At 66.8% G+C, this 20,710-nt stretch carries 16 protein-coding genes; 9 read left to right on the top strand and 7 right to left on the bottom strand.

Annotated features, from left to right (window positions below; genetic code table 11):
• Window position 1: 1 nt before the first annotated feature.
• The 9 genes from LK542_RS15640 (at window position 2) to LK542_RS15600 (ending at window position 8,159) form a co-directional block, all read left to right on the top strand.
• Complete coding sequence (locus LK542_RS15640; RefSeq protein WP_227812597.1) at window positions 2-622, top strand: acetyltransferase; 621 nt, start codon at window positions 2-4, stop codon at window positions 620-622.
• Complete coding sequence (locus LK542_RS15635; protein ID WP_227812596.1) at window positions 619-1,260, top strand: alpha/beta fold hydrolase; 642 nt, start codon at window positions 619-621, stop codon at window positions 1,258-1,260. The genes LK542_RS15640 and LK542_RS15635 overlap by 4 nt, the downstream gene beginning before the upstream one ends.
• Before the next feature lie 122 nt (window positions 1,261-1,382).
• A complete protein-coding gene (gene flhF / locus LK542_RS15630; protein WP_227812595.1) occupies window positions 1,383-2,798 on the top strand; it encodes a flagellar biosynthesis protein FlhF in 1,416 nt (471 codons plus the stop codon).
• On the top strand, window positions 2,791-3,609 hold the full coding sequence (locus tag LK542_RS15625) for an antiactivator of flagellar biosynthesis FleN protein (RefSeq protein ID WP_227812594.1): 819 nt from the start codon (window positions 2,791-2,793) through the stop codon (window positions 3,607-3,609). The genes flhF and LK542_RS15625 overlap by 8 nt, the downstream gene beginning before the upstream one ends.
• A 36-nt stretch (window positions 3,610-3,645) precedes the next feature.
• The gene (locus tag LK542_RS15620) at window positions 3,646-4,377 is read left to right on the top strand and encodes an RNA polymerase sigma factor FliA (protein WP_227799380.1); all 732 of its coding nucleotides are present in this window, start codon (window positions 3,646-3,648) and stop codon (window positions 4,375-4,377) included.
• The gene (locus LK542_RS15615; protein ID WP_227799379.1) at window positions 4,359-5,102 is read left to right on the top strand and encodes a flagellar motor protein; all 744 of its coding nucleotides are present in this window, start codon (window positions 4,359-4,361) and stop codon (window positions 5,100-5,102) included. Before LK542_RS15620 ends, LK542_RS15615 begins: the two co-directional genes overlap by 19 nt.
• A gap of 15 nt (window positions 5,103-5,117) precedes the next feature.
• Window positions 5,118-5,873 carry a flagellar motor protein MotD gene (motD, locus tag LK542_RS15610; protein ID WP_227812593.1) on the top strand — a complete coding sequence of 252 codons (756 nt, stop codon included), beginning with the start codon at window positions 5,118-5,120 and terminating at the stop codon, window positions 5,871-5,873.
• Window positions 5,874-5,919: 46 nt separating this feature from the next.
• Window positions 5,920-6,420 (top strand): hypothetical protein, encoded by a 501-nt coding sequence (locus LK542_RS15605; RefSeq protein WP_227812592.1) that lies wholly within the window; start codon window positions 5,920-5,922, stop codon window positions 6,418-6,420.
• A gap of 215 nt (window positions 6,421-6,635) precedes the next feature.
• Entirely contained in the window at window positions 6,636-8,159 is a 1,524-nt protein-coding gene (locus LK542_RS15600; RefSeq protein ID WP_227812591.1) for a vanadium-dependent haloperoxidase, read from the top strand.
• A gap of 44 nt (window positions 8,160-8,203) precedes the next feature.
• Here LK542_RS15600 and LK542_RS15595 read toward each other — a convergent pair whose 3' ends face one another.
• The 7 genes from LK542_RS15595 to LK542_RS15565 all read right to left on the bottom strand — a co-directional run bounded on the left by LK542_RS15595 (window position 8,204) and on the right by LK542_RS15565 (window position 20,423).
• Window positions 8,204-9,334, bottom strand: a complete 1,131-nt coding sequence (locus tag LK542_RS15595) for a M35 family metallo-endopeptidase (protein WP_227812590.1) — start codon at window positions 9,332-9,334, stop codon at window positions 8,204-8,206.
• 227 nt (window positions 9,335-9,561) lie between these two features.
• Window positions 9,562-12,393 carry a glycosyltransferase gene (locus LK542_RS15590; RefSeq protein WP_227812589.1) on the bottom strand — a complete coding sequence of 944 codons (2,832 nt, stop codon included), beginning with the start codon at window positions 12,391-12,393 and terminating at the stop codon, window positions 9,562-9,564.
• Complete coding sequence (locus LK542_RS15585; RefSeq protein WP_227812588.1) at window positions 12,390-13,523, bottom strand: polysaccharide pyruvyl transferase family protein; 1,134 nt, start codon at window positions 13,521-13,523, stop codon at window positions 12,390-12,392. The genes LK542_RS15590 and LK542_RS15585 overlap by 4 nt, the downstream gene beginning before the upstream one ends.
• Window positions 13,524-13,572: 49 nt before the next feature.
• Window positions 13,573-15,936 carry a glycosyltransferase gene (locus tag LK542_RS15580; protein ID WP_227812587.1) on the bottom strand — a complete coding sequence of 788 codons (2,364 nt, stop codon included), beginning with the start codon at window positions 15,934-15,936 and terminating at the stop codon, window positions 13,573-13,575.
• A 13-nt stretch (window positions 15,937-15,949) separates the two neighbouring features.
• Window positions 15,950-17,902, bottom strand: coding sequence for a glycosyltransferase family 2 protein (locus tag LK542_RS15575; RefSeq protein ID WP_227812586.1), 1,953 nt, complete (start codon window positions 17,900-17,902; stop codon window positions 15,950-15,952).
• A gap of 97 nt (window positions 17,903-17,999) precedes the next feature.
• A complete protein-coding gene (locus LK542_RS15570; protein WP_227799370.1) occupies window positions 18,000-19,043 on the bottom strand; it encodes a DUF4214 domain-containing protein in 1,044 nt (347 codons plus the stop codon).
• A 306-nt stretch (window positions 19,044-19,349) separates the two neighbouring features.
• Complete coding sequence (locus LK542_RS15565; RefSeq protein ID WP_227812585.1) at window positions 19,350-20,423, bottom strand: M35 family metallo-endopeptidase; 1,074 nt, start codon at window positions 20,421-20,423, stop codon at window positions 19,350-19,352.
• Window positions 20,424-20,710 lie beyond the last annotated feature (287 nt).

The raw sequence follows: 20,710 nt of genomic DNA, 5'->3' as shown, positions 1-20,710 counted from the left end.
CATGAAAAAATATGTATTGGCCGCAGCCGGGGGATTTGGCCGCGAAATAGCGGCCTGGCTCCCGTCGTATGCGAGCGGAAATGTCGTCTGCGGTTTCGTCGACGACGTCAAACCGGCCGAGCAGGTGCTTGGGCGCATCGACACCCACACCATCGTCCCGGACGCGGACTATCTCGTTTGTCTCGGCAATGGCGCCGACCGGATCGCGGTCGGCGAGCGCTTGCTCGCCCGCGGTGCGCGCATGGGAACCATGGTGGCGCCGATGGGTCTTTATGCATCCGACGTGACGCAGGTCCCCGGCGGTATGTTCCTCGGTGTCTGCAGCATTTCCTCCACCGTCGAGGTCGGCCGCTTCGTCCTGGTCCAGGGCTTCGCGTGCATCGGCCACGACGTCGTGCTGGAGGACGGCGTCACCGTCAGTTCGCATGTCTTCATCGGCGGCGGCGCCCACATCGGGCGCAATGTCACCATCCATCCGCACGCCAGCATCCTGCCGGATGTGCGCGTGGGCGAGGGGGCGGTCATCGGTGCCGGCTCGATCGTCACCAAGGACGTGCCGCCCCATGTCACGGTGTTTGGCAGCCCGGCGAAGGTGATCGCCGTCCACCGATCGGGCGAGTGACGCCTTTGCTCCAGGTTCAAACGCTGCGGCGGCGCGCGCCCGCCCAGGTGGTGCTGATCCACGGCCTGTTCACCAACAGCGCGTTCTGGCTACCTTACCTGGAACGCTTCGCCGATTTCCATCTGACCCTGGTCAGCGTGGATTACGACGCGCTGCTCCGCTCAAGCGACGCTCCCGGCGAGTTGGCAGCGAAGATCGATGCGCATATCGGCGACAAGCCGGCGCATCTGATTGCGCATTCCTTTGGTTGTTGGCTTGCCATGTACCTGCAAACCAGCTTCCTTTCGCGCTCGTTTATTTGCCCGACCTTCGCCAGCCAGAGCTTCGACCGGGCGGCATTCTGTTCCCAGATTGGCCAACTGACGACGGTAGACATGGCCTCCGTGTCCTCCCTGGTCGACCGGGCCGTGGCCTTCAAGCAGACCAGGTCTGCCGATCTTCGCTACCTGCCGGACGATGCCTTCTACCTGCCTGAGGACGATCCCTTTTTCCGCTATGTCGAAAGCCTGGAATGTGGGAATACCTATGCTTATCGCGGCGGGCACTTTGACTTGAGCTGGCCCCTGGCCGCCATCGCAGCCAATTCACTCGACGTATCTGCTGGCGCCACGCTCCAACACCCAGCGCCAGTGAAATAACAGGCTTTTCCCATCCTTTTCGCTCGATGGTTTCCTTGCGGCATCGCCAATAATGCTGACTATGGACGGGCAATTGCGCCCGCAGCAAACATAGAACAGCTGATTGAAGTGCGGAGAAAACGATGAACGTGAAGAAATTTACAGCGGCTACTTCCCGTGACGCCTTGCGCAAGGTGCGCGAGGCGCTCGGCCCTGACGCGGTCATCCTCTCCAACCGTCCGGTCGACGGCGTGGTCGAGATCCTCGCCCTGGACAACGACGACGTCGCTTCGCTGGCTTCGCCGGCCATCGAAGAGCCGCAGGCCCCCAGCTTCGCCGCCTTCGACAACGACTTCGACCCGGAACCGGTCTTCACCCGCGCCCCGGCCCCGGCCCCGCGCGCCGCCGCCGCACAAGCCAAGCTGGACCCGTTCGCCGGCCAGCCATACGTGGAACGCCGCGCCGCTCCGGTAGCGGAACCGGAAGTGCCGCCGACCTACGTCAACCGCCGTGCCCCGGCGCCGGAGGCGACGGTCGACATGGCCGCCATGACCCAGATGATGAGCGCCGCCATCGCCCAGGCCAAGGAATCGGCCGCGGTGGAAATGAGCGGCATGATGAACGAGATCCGCGCCATGCGCGGCCTGATGGAAACCCAGCTGGCCGAGCTGTCCTGGAACGCCACCGCCCAGCGCGAGCCGCAAAAGGCGGCCGTGCTGCGCGAGCTGCTGGCCGCCGGCTTCTCGGCCACCCTGGCGCGCTACCTGATCGACAAGATGCCAGTCACGAAGGATGCGGCCGAAGCCCTGCGCTGGATCAAGACCGTCCTGGCGCGCAACCTGACCACCATCGCCAACGAAGACGACCTCCTGAACCGCGGCGGCGTGTTCGCCCTGGTCGGTCCGACCGGCGTCGGCAAGACCACCACCACCGCCAAGCTGGCCGCGCGCTGCGTGATGCGCCACGGCCCGGACAAGCTGGCCCTGATCACCACCGACGCTTATCGTATCGGCGGCCACGAGCAGCTGCGCATCTACGGCAAGATCCTGGGCGTGATGGTGCACTCGGTGAAGGACGAGGCCGACCTGCGCATCGCCCTGAAGGAACTCAAGAACAAGCACACCGTGCTGATCGACACCATCGGCATGTCGCAGCGCGACCAGATGGTGACCGAACAGGTGGCCATGCTGAGCGAATCGGGCGCCGACGTGAAGCGCCTGCTGTGCCTGAACGCGACCTCGACCAACGAGACCCTGAACGAAGTGGTGCGTGCTTATCAAGGCTCGGGCCTGGCCGGCTGCATCATGACCAAGCTGGACGAAGCCGCCTCGATCGGCAACGTGCTCGACGTGGTCATCCGCCAGAAGCTGAACCTGCACTACATCTCGAACGGCCAGCGCGTGCCGGAAGACCTGCACCTGGCAGACCGCGCCATGCTGATCGACCGCGCCTTCCGCAACACCAAAAATAGCGCCGCCCAGTTCGGCGACGCCGACCTGCCGCTGATGATGGCGGCAGCTGCCGCCGACCGTTCGCTGCGCGAGGTGCACCTTGGCTAGTTTCGATTTCGACCAGGCCGAAGGCCTGCGCCGGATGCTGCAGGGCCCGCGCCCGCGCATCGTCACCTTCCTTTCCGCCACCCCTGAAGACGACAAGGGCGCGATGCTGGTCAACCTGGGCGCCTCGCTGGCCCAGCTAGGGGACGAAGTCCTGATCGTCGACGCCTGCGAACGCGACTACGGCGTGGCGCGCCGCCTGGGACTGTCCCGCGCGGCGACGCTGGCCAACGTGGCCCGCCAGGAGTGCGGCCTGAACCAGGTGCTGCACGCGGTGCCGCAGGGCTTTTCCGTGGCCTCGCTCGGCGAAGCGATCGGCAACACCGACGCACGCCGCCTGGCCAAGACCTTCGACGTGCTGGTCAAGCAGGCCGGCATCGTGATGGTCGACGGCGAACTGGGCCCGGATGGCGAATTCCCGCTGCCCCTGATGGCCAGTTCCGAGATCGTGGTGCAGGTCGGCACGTCCGCCGCCTCGATCACGAATGCCTACGCGCTGATCAAGCGCCTGTCGCAGCAGCTGGGCCGCCGTCCCTTCGGCATCCTCGTGACCGGCGCGACAGAGGCGGAGGCCAAGGTGGTATACGATAATATGTCTACCGCGGCAACACGTTACCTGGCAGTGAGCCTCAGTTCGATGGGCTCGGTGCCGGCCGACGAATACCTGCACCGGGCCGCGCGCCTGGGCCGGGCGGTGGTCGACGCCTTCCCGCTGGCGGGGGCCTCGGTCGCCTTCCGGCGCCTGGCGGGCAAGTTCGCGCTGCACGCGATGCCCGGGCTGGGCAGGGGAGGCAGCGCACATGTCGGGCATTAAGAAGAACACGAAACGCGGGAAAGATAAGCAGAACGCATGTACACGGTCAAAGGGAAAGCGGACAAGAACCATTTGCTGACGGAGCACATGCCGTTGGTGAAGCGTCTTGCCCACCACATGAAGGCCAAGCTGCCGCCTTCGGTGGAAGTCGATGACCTGGTCCAGGCCGGCATGATCGGCCTGCTCGATGCGATCAACCGCTACGAGGACAACCACGGCGCCCAGTTCGAGACCTATGCGGTCTTGCGCATCCGCGGCGCCATGCTGGACGAGCTGCGCAACAGCGACTGGATGCCGCGCTCGACGCGCCAGAACATGCGCAAGGTCGAAGCCGCGATGGAGGCGCTGCAGCAGCGCCTGGGCCGTCCGGCCAGCGAATCCGAGATCGCCAAATCGCTCAAGATGTCGCTCGCCGACTACCAGGAGATGCTGGGCGACTCGGGCGGCCACCAGCTGCTGTACTACGAAGACTTCCACGACGAGGAAGGCGGCAGCGACGGCTTCCTCGACCGCTATGCGGTGGACGACGACGATCCGCTGCGCAGCCTGCTCGATACGGGCTTCCGCCAGGCCGTGATCGACGCCATCGATAACCTGCCGCCGCGCGAGAAAATGCTGATGGGCCTGTATTACGAAGAAGAGCTCAACCTGAAGGAAATCGGCGCCGTCATGGGCGTGAGCGAATCGCGCGTGTCGCAGCTGCACACCCAGGCCGTTTCGCGCCTGCGCGCCGCACTCAAGGAGCAGTTATGGACTGGGCCAGCGTAGCCGGCCTGGTGCTCGCGATCGCGGGCGTGCTGGTCGGGCATACGCTCGACGGCGGTCGCTTCGCGTCGCTGATCCAGCCGGCGGCCTTTGCCATCGTGGTGATCGGCACCGCGGGCGCCGTGCTGCTGCAGAGCGAGCGGCGCAGCTTCATGCTGGGCCTCTCCATGCTGCGCTGGGTGTTTTTCCCGCCACCCTCCGGCCGCGACAAGCTGTCGCGCGAGATCGCGCTGTGGAGCCTGTCCGCGCGGCGCGACGGCCTGCTCTCGCTCGAGCAGTACATGGCCACGAAAGATAAATTCATCCAGAAGGGCCTGCGCCTGGTGGTCGACGGCATCGCCCCCGAAAAGATCCGCAGCCTGCTGGAAAGCGAAATCACGGCCTACGAATTCTCGCAGCGCCAGGCGGCGCGCATCTGGGAATCCGCCGCCGGCTACGCGCCGACCATCGGCATCCTGGGTGCGGTGCTGGGCCTGATCCACGTGATGGAAAACCTGTCCGATCCCTCGCGCCTGGGCTCGGGCATCGCGGTGGCCTTCGTCTCCACCGTGTACGGCGTGGGCCTGGCCAACCTGTTCTTCTACCCGGTCGGGAACAAGCTCAAGGCCATCGTCAGCGACAAGGTGGCCCAGTACGAAATCCTCGCCGAAGTCTTCCACGATCTCGCCACCGGCGACCACACCCGCGTGGTCGACGAACGGGTGGCGAGCCTGCTGACACGCCACTGACGGGGTGACCAGGCCATGGCGCGCAAACGCTACGACGAGGGAACAGGAGCCGAACACCACGAGCGCTGGCTGATCTCCTACGCCGACTTCATCACGCTGCTGTTCGCCTTTTTCGTGGTGATGTACGCGATCTCGATCGTCAACGAGGGCAAGTACGCGGTGCTGTCCGAAGCCCTGGGCGACGCCTTCGGCGGGCGCCAGGTCGCGCCCCAGGCCTATACCAGCGTCGAGCCGGTGCTGCCCTTGTCGCACATCGTGAACCGCAAGCGCATCGAGGCCGCAAAGCGCGAGCGCGAGCGCATGCAAACCCTGGCGAAAGACCTGAATGCGACCCTGCTGCCGCTGGTGAAGTCGGGGCAGGTCAGGGTGACGCAGAACGCGCGCGGGATCGGCATCGAACTCAATGCCAGCGTGCTGTTCGCGCAAGGGGAGGCGACCCTGCAGCAGGATGCGCGAGAGGTGCTGGGCCAGGTGGCGGGACTCTTGAAGAAGGATCCGCACCGGATCGAGGTCGAAGGCCATACCGACCTGCTACCGATCACCAACGACAAGTACGCGTCGAACTGGGAACTGTCGGCGGTGCGCGCCGCCAGCGTGGTGCGCCTGTTCATCGAGAACGGGATTGCAGATGCGCGCCTGTCGGCCATCGGCCACGGCGCCACGCGTCCGGTTGCCGCCAACGATAGCCCGGCCGGCCAGGCGCGCAACCGGCGGGTGGCCGTGATGATCCTGGCGTCGGTGCCGGAAGCCCTGCCAGCCGGGGTGCAATAATCTTTCATTTTAGTGCTTGGTTTGAAATAATATTTCAGGGGTTTCCATGCATGCCAAACGATTCCTGCCACCGCTGCTGCTCGTCCTCGGGGGCCTCGTGACTACCGTCGGCGCCGTCGAGACCGAGCAGACTGTCCAGCACCGCCTGGAAGTCGAGACCGAAGGGGGCAGGGTGAAATTGCGCCTGCTGGTCGAGAACCACGGCGAGACCACGATCTACGTGCCGCGCGAAGTGGCCGCCGGCGACGAGCTGACCGGTCCGCGCTTCGATGTGCGCGAAGTCCGCGCCGGCAAGGCCGGCCAGCCGCTGGCCTATACCGGCATGATGGTCAAGCGCGCTCCGCTGACGGCGGCCGACTGGCAGGCCGTGGCCCCGCACAGCATGCACATGAACACCATCGACATCACCCCCACCTACGCGTTCAGGAAGGGGAAGGGCAGCTACGAGATCCGCTACGACGGTCCCTGGCTGCCGGACACGGCGCAGCTCGACGCGATCCGCCAGAGTCCCGCAGCGCCGCTGCGCTTCAGCTTCACGGGCCGCTGAAGCTGTCCTGCGAGACATGTAAAAACGCAAGAAAATCCAGGTTCTTGCGTCAAGCCAACGCCGGCTCGGTGCCGGCTGGCATCCCTCCTGTGGTCAATCAATTGTCCTGACGCTTCCGCTTGTGGGCCGGTGGGCCGGCTTGTACTGTCGAGCCAGTCAGTTCGCTTACCTCGCCGGCTTCATCCCGGAGCCGGGCCCACCACCGGAGTACCACCATGACATCGCGCATCAGGATCCTGCTCTGTGTCCTCGCCATGCCGGCCCTGGCCGCCGGCGCTTCCCCGCCGTCCAGCTTCTCCGCGCCGCCACCCATGCCCGTGCAGTACCTGACCCAGCCCGACTCGAAGGAGCCGCCATGGCGCTACGCGGCCCCGAACGGCGCCAATCCGGCGCTGCGGCTGGCCTACTGGAACGAGCTGGCGCAGCGGGTGCAGGGCTACGACCACACGCCCCCGAGCCGGCCAGGTGCGACCTCGCCGATGCCGGAGCAGATGGGCCGCACCCGCGTCAGCCGCGTGTTCGCGATCGTCCACATCGCCATGCACGATGCGCTGGCCGCGATCTGCGGCCAATACCGGCCGTATGTCGGCCCGCTCCCGGCCTATCCCGACAGCTCGCGCGACGCCGCCATCGCCCAGGCCGCGCACGACACCCTGGCGGCGCTGTACCCGCGCCAGGCCGCGCGCATCGCTGCCTGGCTGCGCGACGACCTGGCGCGCCTGCCGGACGGCCGCGCCAAGCTGAACGGCATCGAGGTCGGCCGCCGCGCCGCCGCCGCGATCCTGGCGCTGCGCGCCAATGACGGCAGCTACCAGGGCGAACCGGTGGTGGGGCAGGACTATCCGCTGCACAAGGAGCCCGGCAAGTGGCGCTCCGACCCGGTGAGCCGGATCCCGTATGCGGTCGGCGCCTGGTGGGGACGGGTGAAACCCTTCGTGATCCCGTCAGCCAGCCAGTTCCGCCCGGCGCCGCCGCCGGCCTTGAACAGCAGTGCCTACACCCAAGCCTTCAACGAGGTGAAGCAGCTGGGCGGCGATGGCGTCCGGACGCCCACCCGGCGCACGCCGGACCAGACCGTGACCGGCATTTTCTGGGGCTACGACAGCGTCGCCTGGCTCGGCACGCCGGTGCGCATGTACAACCAGATCGCGCTCCAGCTGCTGCTCAGGAAGACGTCCGATCCGATGGCGCTGGCGCGCGCGCTGGCCCTGGTGAACGTGGCGATCGCCGACGCCACCATCGCCGGCTGGGACGCCAAGTACCACTACGATGTCTGGCGCCCGGTGCACGGGGTGCGCGAAGCCAGCCCAGGCAGCGGCCCGACCGGCAGGGGCGACGGCAATCCGGACACCCAGGGCGATCCGAACTGGACGCCGCTCGGTTCGCCCGCCAGCAACCTGACCGGCCCCGACTTCACGCCTTCGTTCCCGTCCTATCCGTCCGGCCACGCGAGCCTGGGCGGGGCCCTGTTCCATACCTTGCGCCGGCTGTACGGCGACAACCAGCCCTTCAGCTTCGTCTCGGACGAATTCAATGGCGTCACGCGCGACAACAACGGCCGGGTGCGGCCGAAGATCTCGCGCAGCTACCGCAACCTGAGCCATGCGGAAGAGGAGGGCGCGCAAAGCCGCATCTACCTCGGCGTGCACTGGCAGTTCGACAAGCAGGCGGGGATCGCGATGTCGCACCGGGTGGCGGACTATGTCGTCCAGCGCGGGCTGGCGCCGCCGGCGCGCTAGGAAGTAGCATGGCGCGGCAAGGGCCGCGCCATGTGGAACGCAGCTTAGTTCAGCGCCGGGGTGTTCTCGGCAAAGTACTCGTGCGAGTCGGCGTTGTCGACGGCCTGGGCCGGGTTGCTGATCGCCAGGCTGGCGGCGCCGGACTGGCCGTACACGTGGTCATCGGTGCCTGCCACCACGTTGAAGTGGCTCATCTCGTGCACCAGGGTGCCGCCCTTCGAATCGGTGCCCGTCATCGGCGCCGACCAGAAGGCCTTGCAGACGTAGATCTTGTACGGCTGGGTCGGATACACGTAGGCGTAGTAGTTCTGGTTGCAGCCGCAATCCACGGTCACCGGCTTGTTGGCGAAGGCATCCTTGATCGCCACGAAGTGCGACTTGACGGTGGCCACGCGGCTGCTGTTGTTGGCGCCGAACCACTTGGTGTAGCGGGTGCCGATCACGCCGCGCTGCATGTAGGCGTCGCTGTTGCTGGCCATGCTGGAGCCGGCCGACATCGCCTGGGAGATGGTGGTCTGCTGCGAGGTGGTGCACTTGCTGAAGCTCAGGCTGGCGGCGGCCGGCTGGACCGCGGCCTGCTTCATCGCTTCGATGTCGAGCACCACCTGCGACTTCTGGCCGCGCGCCACGCGGCCGTCGATCCAGACCGAGGCCGGGGCCGACACCAGGCTGGCGTTGTCGCCGCTGGCATCGTCGGCATCGAAGGCCGCCGCGGCGCCGCTGCGGCCGCTGGCTGCCGGCGTGGCCAGGAACAGCTGCGGCGAGGCCTGCTTGAAGCTGATCTGGTAGTCGCCGCTCACGCTCATGTCGTACAGGGCGGACAGTTCCACCTTGACGCTGTGCGAGGCGCCCGGCTTGAGCAGGAAGTAGTCGGCCGCGGTCGGGGCGGCGCGCTTGATGTGCGCGCCCAGGTAGACCACCGGCTGGCCGTCGCGGCGCACCTCGAACAGCGCTTCCTCCACGCCGTTGAAGGGCGTGCGCGACTTCAGGATGTACTGCGGCGCGCCCGAATTGTTGGTGATGGTGACGCGCACCACCACGTCGTCGCTCTGGCCGAGCGCGGTCTTTTCGGGGACCACGGTGACGGCCACGCCTTTCGGCGCCGCCTGTACGTTGCATGCTGCCGCGAGCGCAGCCATGCCCAATGCCGACTTCCAGATGCCTTTCAAGCTCATGCTCATTCTCCGTATGAAAATTAGTTATGTGGCTTTGCTTCAGCCTTATCGCGTTACCCATATGACATGAGATAACTCAAAGCATATTTACGGAAACATGGACATGTGTAAAGTTGAATCAGCCTGAACGTGACAATTTTTGCGAAGTGTCAATAAAACGCAAAAATGCGCAATCGTGCGCTGGCTATCTGTGTATACAAGTGCTAGCAAATGGCTGAGCGTTCGGCTCAGGCAAGCGCGGCTTCGTCCGCCTTGGCCAGCATGGTGCGCAAGTGCATCGGGATCTCCGCGTTCGGGTCGTCGGCGAGACAGGACTTCACGATCGGGAAGGTGTTGGCGAAGCCTGATCGATTCTCCTTTCCGCCCAGCCTCAGGAAGTGCATGAAGCCCTTGGCAGGGACCTTGCCAAAGACTTCTCCGACGTCGCGGTAGCGCTCGAGATACTCTGCGGTTTCGAGCGAAAAAACTTCGCCGAAAGCGACCTTGAACACGTCTGGCGCCCCTGCCTTGACGGCGTGCAGCGCGAGCGTGTGGAACATGGAAAGGAATTGCGGACGGCTGGCCAGGTCGTCGCGCAGCATCACGGCCAGCGTGTGGAGCAGTTGTGGCGACAGCGCCCGGACCAGGCGAGCATCGCTGTCGAAGCGCGCCAGCCAGGTGTTCAGCAGCTGGTCGACCATCGGTTCGGTTCCGACAGTCGTCAAGGCCGCCTTGGCAAAATTCAGGATGAACAGGTTGGGATCCTCGTCCCAGCAGCTGGACGACAGCGCGCTCAGCTCGCCGATCGACAGCAGGCTGTGCTTGCATTCGGCGACGATCGCACGCGGCTTGGCCACCTGCAGGGTAGCCGGCGTCTGGCTGAGCAGCAGGGCGCTGACGAAATTCCGGTAGCCACGGCCGATCGCCAGCTGCAGCAGGCAGTTGATGTAGCGTTCCTTGTTGTCGGGATCTTCGAGCAGCGGCAGCATGTGTTCCGCGTCCGGATGATGGCTGTATTCCCAGTGCTTGCGGTTGAAAGCAAGTTCGCGTACGCGCGCGCCGGTACCAATCTCGATCAGATCGACGAAGCGCGGGTCGCCCGCGCCCTCCTTCACGGTCCGGAAGACGCGCTGGAAGTCCTTGACCATGCTGTTCCTGGTCAGCATGCTCGGACGGCCGATCTCGTACAGGTAGAGCGGCAGCGGGCAACTCGCGATGCGGTAGCCGGCCAGGGCAATGCGGGTGTACAGCTCGTAGTCTTCGTAGCCCACATTGCGCAGCTCAGTATAGCCGCCCAGGTCCTTCAGCATTTGCTTGCGGTAGATGCCGGATGCATCCCCGAATACGTTCCTGATCGGGGCAAGCGCCAGCGGTCCTGCCGTCGGCACGTACGAGACCGGCTCCTCGAGGCTGGTCTTCTTCGCGATCATTTCGTTGCGTGCCGACAGGGGCATGAAGATCGACTGTGCAGTCACCGCATCGGCACCGCTGTTTTGGATCGCCTGCACGAGCGTTTCGACCATATGCGGCAGCGCAACGTTGTCGTCGTCGAGGAAGACAAGCAGTTCACCGCGCGCTTCGCGAATGAGGGCGTTGCGGGCGGCGCCAAGGTAGCCGTTCGGCTGGCGTATCACACGGCCGCCGGCGCGCGTGACCAGTGCTTCGACATAGGCCAGGGTCTGCAGGGCTTCGTCGCTGCGCGAGCCGTCGTCCACCACCAGCAGTTCGATGTTCTGGTAGGTTTGCAGCAGCATCGAGCTCACCGCGTCGATGATCTTGTCCGGACGCTCGTAATGGGTGATGCCGACGGTGACCATGAGGTCGTGTGCGGCCTGGGCCTGCGGTGCGGGAAGCCTTGCGATGCCGGCCAGCAGCGCCAGCCAGGTCTCGTGCGTGCAGCGGACGGCGGCGGAGACGGGAGCCGCCCTGGCGCCCTGCGCCAGGATGGCGGCGAGCTTGTCGGACAGGGCGGACAGGCTCGGCTCGAACACATACTCGCCGACGCTGTCGTCTGCATACAGTTCACGCGCGCCGCCACGCTCGGAAGTGATCACGGGAATGCCCAGCACCAGCGACTCCAGTACCGTGTATGGCGAATTCTCTTCCGGCGAAGGGACGATCACCAGCGCTTGCTGGCGCTCGCACAGGTAGTCGATGACGCCGAACCGGTCAAGGCCGGTGATCAGGTTGACAGAAATGCCGGTCGGGCCAAGCGCGTCCATCAGGTACAGGCCGGACGGGGTTTCGTTGACCGTCCCGAAGGAACCGAGGATGCTGACCTGGATGTTGCGCCTCAGGATGTCATCGGCGTTGTTCAGGATCGCGCCGACAAACACGTCGAGCGCCTTGCGTGATTCATGGCGCCCGACAAAGATGATTTCAGTGACAGCCCGCGCGTCCCGCGCGGGGAGAAGCGCACGGCGTCCCTCGAGTGCGACGTGACAGTTGGGGATGCAGTGTTTGACGGACGCCGCGCTGGTATAGCCGCGCGCCTCGGCCCAGTCGAGCAGATACTGGCTCGGGCTGACGATGACATCGGCATTGAGCGAGGAGGTCCTTTCGAGGTGGTCGATGAGGATCTGGTCTTCGTGGTCGAAGAAGCAGCCGTTGAGTTCCGTGGCCCAGCGCGTGAATCCATGCAGCTGCACGCACAGGGTGCTCGATCCGAATGCGATCCCTTGCGACTTCATGCTGGTAGCCGCACATCCCAGGCCCTTGTAGTCGCAGAAGTGCACCGATCCGAACGCGGCTTGCGCGCGCAGCCACATGGCGACGGCAAAGCTCTTCTTCTCGTACGAGAACGGTTCGTACACGTATTGTTTCAGGTCCAGCACGGTGAACTGGATGTTCCCGAGGCCTGCGAGCTGGGTCGGCGCTTCGCCCATCGGCACGAACAGGACCGTGACTGCCCAGTCCGAGCGATCGAGCAGGGTAGCGAGTTCGAAGAAGGCCGTACCAATGCCACCGCATCCCGGCAGGCCCGGCCACTCCTCGGTGACGATGCAGACGCGCTTGTTGGGCGCTTGCTCGGGCGTGGATTTCTCGACGAGGACGTGCGTGTCTTTTCTATTTTTTTTCATCGGAAGTTCTCTTTCAGGAATTGGAAGTACAGTTTCTTGTTGCTGGTGTGGTGATCGTTGTAGTCAGTGAAGTCGAGGTAGGGGGCGAGTTCCGTCACGTCGCGGATCTGCTCGAAATCTTCCATGGAGACGCGCGGAAGCCGATGGAACTCCGCCATATCGGCCACCCGCGAGTCGATCGGGATGATCAGGGGAGGAACGCCTGCCTGCAGCGCCATGACATTGCCGTGGAAACGGGTGCCGATGCAGTAATCGAAGCCGGCGGCGTAGGCGCGCCAATCCGCCACCGTGTAGTGGAAGCGCGCATGTTCCTTGAACCATGCACGTAGCACCTTCCATTGTTCCGGGTCTTCGTTGTAGTAGCCGTAGTCGAACACCTTGTTGCGCAGCAGTCCCGCATGGTGCGGATTGCCCGACTGATCTGCGATGTAGCCGATGACTTCTTCCGGCAGCTCCATGCAGTCCGCGATGATCGAGGCCTCCGTCTGCAGCATGTAGCCGGAGCAGAACTTGGTGGCGAAGGTGTTGACGCGCTTGGCGATGTCGCGGTGAATGCCGAGCATCGTGTTGGAGGTGCATACCCGGGCGCGCCCCAGGGGCTTGTCGCAAGCGATCCGTTCTGGAGCCAGGTGCACGGAAGGACAACCGATCACCTGGGACGCGATGCCGCTGCGTGCCAGGTAGCGCTGGGTCTTGTCCCCGCGCACCCCGATCAGCGTGCCCGAGGTCCTGGCGAGATCCAGCACGGCCTGGGCGTCCCTGGACAGGCAGATGCTGTCTTCTTCGCCGAATTCGCTCTGCACGCCGACCGAGAACAGCACGATGCGGTGCTGTGCGAGCGCTTCCACGAAGCCTTCCGGCGCCGTCCAGGTCGCGGACAGGAAGTTCGCAAGCGCCAGCACGATCACATGGTCGGCGCTGAACTGCTCCCGAAAGCGGATGAAATCGCGCGACGAAACGTTGCGGATGCCCGGAAGCGAGCGATTGATGGCGTCCAGGAAGACGATATTGCCGATATTGTCCGGGTGGCTCAGGAAACGCAGTAGCGTGAACGTATCCACGTCTGCCGAGCCAAACGGCAGGTAGTCGTTCAACAGGACAAACTTCTTGTGGCTCAGGTTGATCTGCATGGTTCTGGTGTTCGGTTCATGGACGGCATGGTGCCAACGAGGAGTTCAGCTACGCTGGCGCTTGGCAGGACGCGATCCCGGCTGTGCGCGGCTTGCGCTCGCGCGGCGGCAGCGCCAGCCCGCCGAAGGCCTGGCTGGCCGGGTCCAGGTTCAGGCTCGGGTGGTAGGCCGGGTCCTGCAGCAGCACGTGGCCCCATTTGCGGCGCAGTCCGTCGACTTCGCGCTGGGCCCTTGCCTTCTTCTGCGGGGTGTCCTCACTGCCGCGGCTGGCCGACTCGGCATGCAGCAGCCTGGCGTGCGGCGTCCACACGATCGCCTTGCCGGCGGCGCGCAGCTTCAGGCACAGGTCGACGTCGTTGAAGGCCACCGGGAAGGCGTGGCCGTCCATGCCGCCGAGCGCAAAATAATCCTGGCGGCGCAGGAACAGGCAGGCGGCGGTGCAGCCGCTGAGCTGCTGCACCAGCTGGTTGCGGCCATGGTTGCCCCAGTCGGCGTCCTGCAGGCGGTTGCCGTAGTGGCCGGCCACGTTGCCGACGCCGATCACGACGCCGCCGTGCTGCACCATGCCATTCGGCCACAGCAGCTTGGCGCCGACCGCGCCAACCTCCGGGCGCAGCAGCTGCGACACGATTTCTTCCAGCCAGTCCGCGTGCAGGGCTTCGATGTCGTTGTTGACCAGGCCGATGATCTGGCCGCTGGCCTGGGCGATGGCGCGGTTGTTCAGGTCCGCGTAGTTGAAGGGGCCGGGCATGGACAGCACCCGCACGCCACCCTTGGCGATGCGGTCGAAATACGCCTGGGTCGCTTCCTCCGCCGAACCGTTGTCGATCACAATGATCTCCAGTTTCGGCCAGTCGGTATGCTGGCCGATGCTGTCGAGGCAGCGCTGCAGGAGGTCGGCGCGGTCGCGTGTCGGGATCACCAGGCTGACCGTCATGTCACGCGCGCTGTCCGGCAGCGGATGGCGCACGCGCCGGGCGGCATGGGTGAGGCCAGACGGGAGGTCGTCCAGTTCTTCCAGTACGGCCTGCGGCGCGATGACCCGCAGTGCGCGCGCCGCCGCGGCGAAGCGCTGCGCGCGTTCATCGATGATGGGCGCCAGGCTGCGCACCAGAACACGCGGCACGTGCACGATCGCCTCCATTCCGCGGGGCCAGGCGGCGGCCAGCGCCGACCACGCAAACTCGGCGTGGTTGCGCGCATCGACCAGGTCCCGGGCGAGGGCGCGGCGTACCAGCAGCAGGTCGAGCGGATAGTCGCTGGCCAGCGCGTAGTCCGGGTTCCAGGCCGGCTTGAACCAGGGCTGGCCATCGGTTTCGCTGTCGGTGTAGACTAGCTGGGCGCCAGGGACCGCGAAGCCGTGCAGGGCCCAGGCCAGGGCGTGCGGGGCCAGCGTTTCGCCGGCGCGCAGGCAGCACAGCACCTCGCAGCGCGATTCCAGCGCCTGCGCCAGCATGGCCGGAAAGGCTTCGCCGGCGAACACCTGCAGCGCGATGCCGCGCTGGGCGCGCACGCTGGCGAGCGTGGCCTCGAGCGCGTCGGGGTCAGGCGTACCGGCATCGGGCGTACCCGTGACCAGTACCGCGGCTGACAGGGCCGGCAGCGTGAACGGGCCCTCGGCGTCGAAGCGCGCCGACCATTCCGGCCAGGCGGACAGCGGCAGGCTGCGCGGCAGGTGGCGTTCGTAGGTGTCGGCCACGCGCTGCAGGAGCGCGTCGCTGGCCTCCGGCAGCAGGGCGGCCATGCCGTCCAGGGTGCAGCAGACCGTGAGCGGGCTGCCGTTCAGCGGACGGCCGTCCTCGTCGACCACGCGCACGCTGTGCACGCGACCGTCGGCCAGGCTGGCCGGGAGGGCCAGGTCGAAGCCGTGGGCGCCGTCGATGTGGCCGCGCATCGCGGGCTGGATCACATTGGCGGGCGCCTCCGCCACCAGGGTGTGGCCGACGTAGGCGCGCACGTTCACGGTGCGCCCGGGATCGGCCGGGTCGAGGGCCCAGCCGTGCAGGCGCAGGCCGCCGTCGCCGGTCACTGTGCTGACGGCGCCAGGCGAGGCCGCCTTCGGCGCGTCCAACCGGAAGCCACCCGCCAGCACGGCTGCGGTGTTGGCCACGCGCGCCGAAACGGAGCCGCCGGCCTCGAAGGGGAGTGCGCCGAGATCGGCGACGAAACCGTGGCACAGATCGGCTGCGCCGAGCGCTTCCAGCCGGCCAGCCAGGTCGGCCCGGGCGCAATCGGCCACCACGCAGCCGACCGCCAGGTCGTCGAGGCAGATCTCGACGACCACGCGGGCGTCGGGACGGGCGCTGTCGAAGGCCCAGCCGTACAACAGGCGCTGGTGGACGCCGTCGACGGCGCCGTGCCAGCGGAGGGTGGAGGCGCCGGCCGCCACGGTGATATCTGATTCGAAGTGCATGTCAGGTTTCCGGTCAGGCGGCCAGGGCGGCCTCGTTGCGATCGATCCAGTCTTCCAGCCAGGCGCCGGCGTCGAAGCCGGCGTCCAGCAGGACGGTGTCCAGGCCGGCGGGCAGTCCCGCCGGGTCGGCGGCAAGCACGGTGCGGCAGCCGGCCGCCTGCAGCAGCTGGGCGTCGTCCAGCAGGGCCGGCGTGTCGCCCTCCGGCGCCGGCAGCTGGTCGGCCACGCCGCTGCGCCACAACGCTTCGCTGCCGTCGCCGGTTACCAGCAGGCGCAGGCCGAGTCCGGGCGCGCCGGCGATCAGGCGCGCCAGCGCCAGCACCGCGCGCGCGGCGGGAGTGCCGGCCACCAGGCGCCAGACGCCGATGCGCCGGCAGGACGAAGGCAGGGCCGCCGGCGCGGCCGGCAGCGGGGTCGCGGCCACGGTGTCGGGCAAGGCCGCTTTGTGCGGCGTGCCTGCCGCCTTTTCCAGCCAGTCGCAGGCTGGAGTGGCCGCCAGTGCTTCGCGCAGGGCGGCGCGCGCCGCGCGCAGCGGGTCGGTGCGCACGAAGGCGGCGAACTCGGGGTAGTAGCCGGGATAGCGCGCCAGCAGCACGCTACGGTTCTGCGCGACGCGCAGGGTCTTCTCGGCGCGGAACGACACCGTGCCGGCATGGGCCACGAACACGCCGGTGGCCTGCAGGTGGCGCCAGCCGGCGGCGCGGGCGCGCATGCACCAGTCGACTTCCTCGCCGTAGCCGCGCACCAGCGCGCTGCCGTCCAGCATGCCGATCGCGTCCAGCGCCTCGCGCCGGATCAGCATCGTGAAACCGCAGCAGGAAGGCAGTTCGACGTCCCGGCCGCCGGCGGCGCGCACCCGCGCCGCGCCGGTGTCGAGCAGTGCCAGTTCGCGCGCGCCGGGGGCAGGGGCGGCCTGGCGCATCACGGGGAAGCTGCTGATTTCGCCGTTGTTGGTCCAGGGCGTGACCGAGGCGACGTCGGGGGCGCCGTACAGGCTTGCCGCCAGGCGGTCGATCCAGTCGCCATGGACCTGGGTGTCGGCGTTCAGCAGCAGGACGTCGTGGCTTGGTGCGGCACGCATGCCGCGGTTGACGGTCTCGATGAAGCCGAGGTTGCAGGCATTGCGCAGCAGCGTGATGTGGCCGCCGGCGGCCAGGGTGTCGAGCCAGCCCGAGAGTGCGGGCTCGGGGCTGGCGTCGTCCACCACCACGATGCGGCTGGGGATGCGGTTGTGCGCCAGGCTGGCGCGCACGCTGTCGAGGCAGGCGCGCACCAGGGCCAGTTCGCGGTAGACCGGCACCACGATCGCCACCGGCCGCGGGCAGGCCGCAGCGTCTTGCGCGGGGGCGGCCGTGGGTGCGATCGCGGGCGGCGGGTAGAAGGCCAGGGGCGAGCCGGGCAGCAGCCGGCGCCGGCCGTCGGGCGAGAGCAGGGTGAGCGACCACACGGCCCCTGGCCGCGGAGGCGCCAGGCGCACGCGGCTGCCGTCGCCCGGGACCTCGACGCGGTACTCGTCCGTCTCGTTGGAAAGCAGCAGGGTGGCGCGCGGCGCCCGTTCGGCGCCGGCGCTGCCGGCCACCGCGCCCAGGAAGACCATGGCCTCGATCGCCTCGCCGTCCTTCCAGCAGGCGCCGGTATGGACCACGCCGGCGGCGCGCAACAGCGGCAGCAGGCTGGCGTGGCGATTGGCGCGGCAGCGCGCCGGCAGGAAGGCCGGGCCCAGGCTGGCGACGTCGCGGCGGCCGCCTTCTTCCAGCCAGCTCTTGAGCATCAGGTCTTGCAGCAGCGGGTTTTCGGGGGCGATCGCCCAGGCCGCATGCCAGGCGCGCGCGCCGAACCGGGGGTAGGCGCTGTGCAGGATGCGGGCGCGCAGGATGGCCGGGATCGGCTTCATGGGAAAGCGCCGGCAAACGTATTCGGCGTCCAGCAGCGCATCGGCGAGCCGGCCCGCCGCGAACGATGCCAAGGCGCGGTTCAGGAGTGCGTCGTCCCGCAGGCGGGGCGCGCACGTGGAGAGGAAAAAGGGGGCGGGGCCCCCTTTTGGATCGTGCATGGCGGTGCTGTTACTGGTGGGTGAAGATGTCGGGGACGATCGTGACCGAACCGACCACGCTCGCCTCGTTGCCGGTCACGGCCGCTTCGGCGAAGGCAAGTGCCACGTCGGCACGCGAGACACCGTGCGCCAGCGCGTCGGCCCAGTACTGGGCGCCGGCGGCGTCGGCATTACGGCCCATCATGCCGTGGTACAGCGCGTCCACGAACTGGGTGTTGTTGAGCGCACCGAGCTTGTACTCGCCGGATGCCAGGAAGTTCTGGGCGATCGAGCGCACGGACACACCCTTGTCGACCAGGTCGAACCAGTAGTCGAGGCCGGAGAAGTCGGCGGTACGGCCGAGCACGGCCTGGTACAGGTTGGCGACGGTGGCCTGCTTGACGTTGTCGGCGAAGATCAGGGCCTGCTTGTTGTCCAGCTGGACGTAGTGCACGTTCACGAGGTCGACCGCAACCTTGGTGCTGCCGTTGCTGATCTTGGCGTGGGCGCCGTTCACGGTGATGGTGAAGTCGTCGTCATCGCCCTTGGCCTGGACGAGGGTTTCGGCGCCGCCGATCACGGTGCTGCTGCCCTGGGCCGCGACCACGACCGTGTGGCCGCTGCCCGCCTTGATCACGTCCTTGTCGCCGGCGATGATCTGGGTGTTCCTGTTGTCCGCGACCGTGATGGTATCGGCGCCCGCGGTGCCCACGATCACGCGCTGGATGGCGTCCGGATCGCCCACGGCTGCCGACTGGTTGCCCGCGGCGCTCGGCGGCGGGGTGGTGATGGTCGCATCGACGCCGCCGGCGCCCTGGAAGAACACGGCCGGCGTATTAGCGCTAACCGTGAGCTTGGTGACCGAGGTCTCCGAGGTGCTGACGAACACGACTTCGGTGCCCGCGGCTGGCCTGACGGTGCCGTTGTTGGCGCCGTCCACGGTATCGACCACGACCTTGGTATCGGTGCTGGTGGCTACCAGCGACAGGATGCTGTCGATGGTCTCCTGGCTGAAGACCGTCGAAGAGGCCGCTTTCAGCTTGTCGCTGACCGCCTGGGTATTGCTATCGTACATATACTGCTCCTTTCAGGATCAAAATTTCCCGGTGTGTTCCGGGTGCTCTGATCGGACAAGCGGGCGTCGGCGCAAGACCGTGCACGCTTGTGCGCCTCAGATTCTGTCGGCTCGCCGGCTCACGGAACGAAGGCGGGATTCAAGGAAAACGAGATGGGTGCGGGACCAGGGCCGCACGCGATCTCTGACGGGCAGGAGTGTGCGTTAGAAGTTGCGAGCAAGAAACCACCCCGGGAGGGGGGAGTTGCGGCCGGGCGAGCGCCCGGCCGGAAGGACTATGCGTGCTGGGTGTTCGACATCTGCATGCTACTGCTGGGGCGGCGAATTCTCGCCGAAATACTCGTGCGAATCGGCGTTGCGCACCGCACGCGCAGGGTCGCTGCGGGCCAGCTCGGCCGCGCCCTGCTGGCCGTAGACGTGGTCGTCGGTGCCGGCCACCGCGTCGAAATGGCTCATCTCGTGCAGCAGCGTGCCGCCGCGCGAATCGGTGCCCGTCAGCGGCGCGGTCCAGAACGCCTTGCAGACATAGATGTTGTAGGGCTGGGCCGGGTAGACATAGGCGAAATAGTCGGCATTGCAGCCGCAGTCAATTTTCACGGGCTTGGTCTCGAAAGCGTCGCGGATGGCGCTGAAATTGCTGTTGACGGTGGCGGCGCGGCCGGCGTCAAAAGCGCCGAACCAGCTGCCGTAGCGTGCGCCGTATTGCGCGCCCCCGGCTCCGGCCGCCAGGTACTGGTGGGCGTCGACGGTCATGCTGCGTCCGGCGTCGACCGCCGCCACCAGCTGTTCCTGCTGGGCGTTGGAGCATTTGCTGAATTCCAGTCCGCCGCCGCCCGCGGCCTGCTTGCTTGGTGCCCTGGCCCCGCGCGGCAGGCGGCCGTCGATCCAGATCGAGACCGGGGTGGAGGCCAGCGCGCCGGGCTGGGGGCGCATGCCGGATGCGGCAAACAGGCCGCTGGACGCGGTGCGGTAGCGCAGCTGGTAGGGACCGGTCACGTTCATCTCGTACAGCGCCGACAGCTCGACCGTGCTGCTGAGCGAGGCGCCCGGCTCGAGCCGCAGGTAGTCGCCGGGCCCGGGCGCGGCGCGCTTGACCTTGATGCCGAGGTAGCGCACGGGCTGGCCGTCGCGCAGCACCTCGAACAGCGGCGCTTCGATGGCGCCGGCAGGGGTATGCCACTTCAGCAGGAACTGGGGCGCGGCGCTGTTGTTGAGCAGGGTGACCCGCACCAGCACCTCGTCGCTGCGCGCGAACTTGTCGCGCACCGGCGCGATCGTCACGCTGACTTCCTGCGCCAGGGCAGGGAGCGCGGGCAGGGCCAGTACGGGCAGGAACAGGGCCAGGGCTGGCAGGACAAAGGGGGACGAACGGCGATGCATGGCGGGCTCCTCAGGAATGGCTACCTGCCTACTGTGCGCCGGCGCTTCCCGCCCACCTTGAGCAATCCCAAGCGTATATTTACTGCGGGCAACAAAACCACACTGCCAATATGGCCAATTAACAACAGAAGCGTGTATTGCTGGTCATTTGTTCAACATTTGCTCGATTAATTGGCAGTGCATTGCTATGATGCAATCACTCTATCCGCAAGTAAATACTCCTTTCCTGCAGGTTTTCTCCGATGAACTCCCAGTCCCCCTCCCGCCCTGCGCGCACGGGAGGCCGG

Origin of the sequence: Massilia sp. IC2-477, from assembly GCF_020707265.1 — a bacterium.
Lineage (GTDB): Bacteria > Pseudomonadota > Gammaproteobacteria > Burkholderiales > Burkholderiaceae_D > Telluria.
The sequence above is the reverse complement of the archived record's forward strand: the minus strand, read 5'-3'. Positions and strand labels throughout refer to the sequence as shown.

What these genes read in the sequence shown, in the direction of transcription:
- LK542_RS15570 (WP_227799370.1), bottom strand. Translation starts at nt 19,043, where the DNA reads ATGTACGATAGCAATACCCAGGCGGTCAGCGACAAGCTGAAAGCGGCC.
- LK542_RS15565 (WP_227812585.1), bottom strand. Translation starts at nt 20,423, where the DNA reads ATGCATCGCCGTTCGTCCCCCTTTGTCCTGCCAGCCCTGGCCCTGTTC.
- LK542_RS15585 (WP_227812588.1), bottom strand. Translation starts at nt 13,523, where the DNA reads ATGCAGATCAACCTGAGCCACAAGAAGTTTGTCCTGTTGAACGACTAC.
- LK542_RS15590 (WP_227812589.1), bottom strand. Translation starts at nt 12,393, where the DNA reads ATGAAAAAAAATAGAAAAGACACGCACGTCCTCGTCGAGAAATCCACG.
- LK542_RS15580 (WP_227812587.1), bottom strand. Translation starts at nt 15,936, where the DNA reads ATGCACTTCGAATCAGATATCACCGTGGCGGCCGGCGCCTCCACCCTC.
- LK542_RS15595 (WP_227812590.1), bottom strand. Translation starts at nt 9,334, where the DNA reads ATGAGCTTGAAAGGCATCTGGAAGTCGGCATTGGGCATGGCTGCGCTC.
- LK542_RS15620 (WP_227799380.1), top strand. Translation starts at nt 3,646, where the DNA reads ATGTACACGGTCAAAGGGAAAGCGGACAAGAACCATTTGCTGACGGAG.
- LK542_RS15600 (WP_227812591.1), top strand. Translation starts at nt 6,636, where the DNA reads ATGACATCGCGCATCAGGATCCTGCTCTGTGTCCTCGCCATGCCGGCC.
- LK542_RS15605 (WP_227812592.1), top strand. Translation starts at nt 5,920, where the DNA reads ATGCATGCCAAACGATTCCTGCCACCGCTGCTGCTCGTCCTCGGGGGC.
- motD (WP_227812593.1), top strand. Translation starts at nt 5,118, where the DNA reads ATGGCGCGCAAACGCTACGACGAGGGAACAGGAGCCGAACACCACGAG.
- LK542_RS15615 (WP_227799379.1), top strand. Translation starts at nt 4,359, where the DNA reads ATGGACTGGGCCAGCGTAGCCGGCCTGGTGCTCGCGATCGCGGGCGTG.
- LK542_RS15640 (WP_227812597.1), top strand. Translation starts at nt 2, where the DNA reads ATGAAAAAATATGTATTGGCCGCAGCCGGGGGATTTGGCCGCGAAATA.
- flhF (WP_227812595.1), top strand. Translation starts at nt 1,383, where the DNA reads ATGAACGTGAAGAAATTTACAGCGGCTACTTCCCGTGACGCCTTGCGC.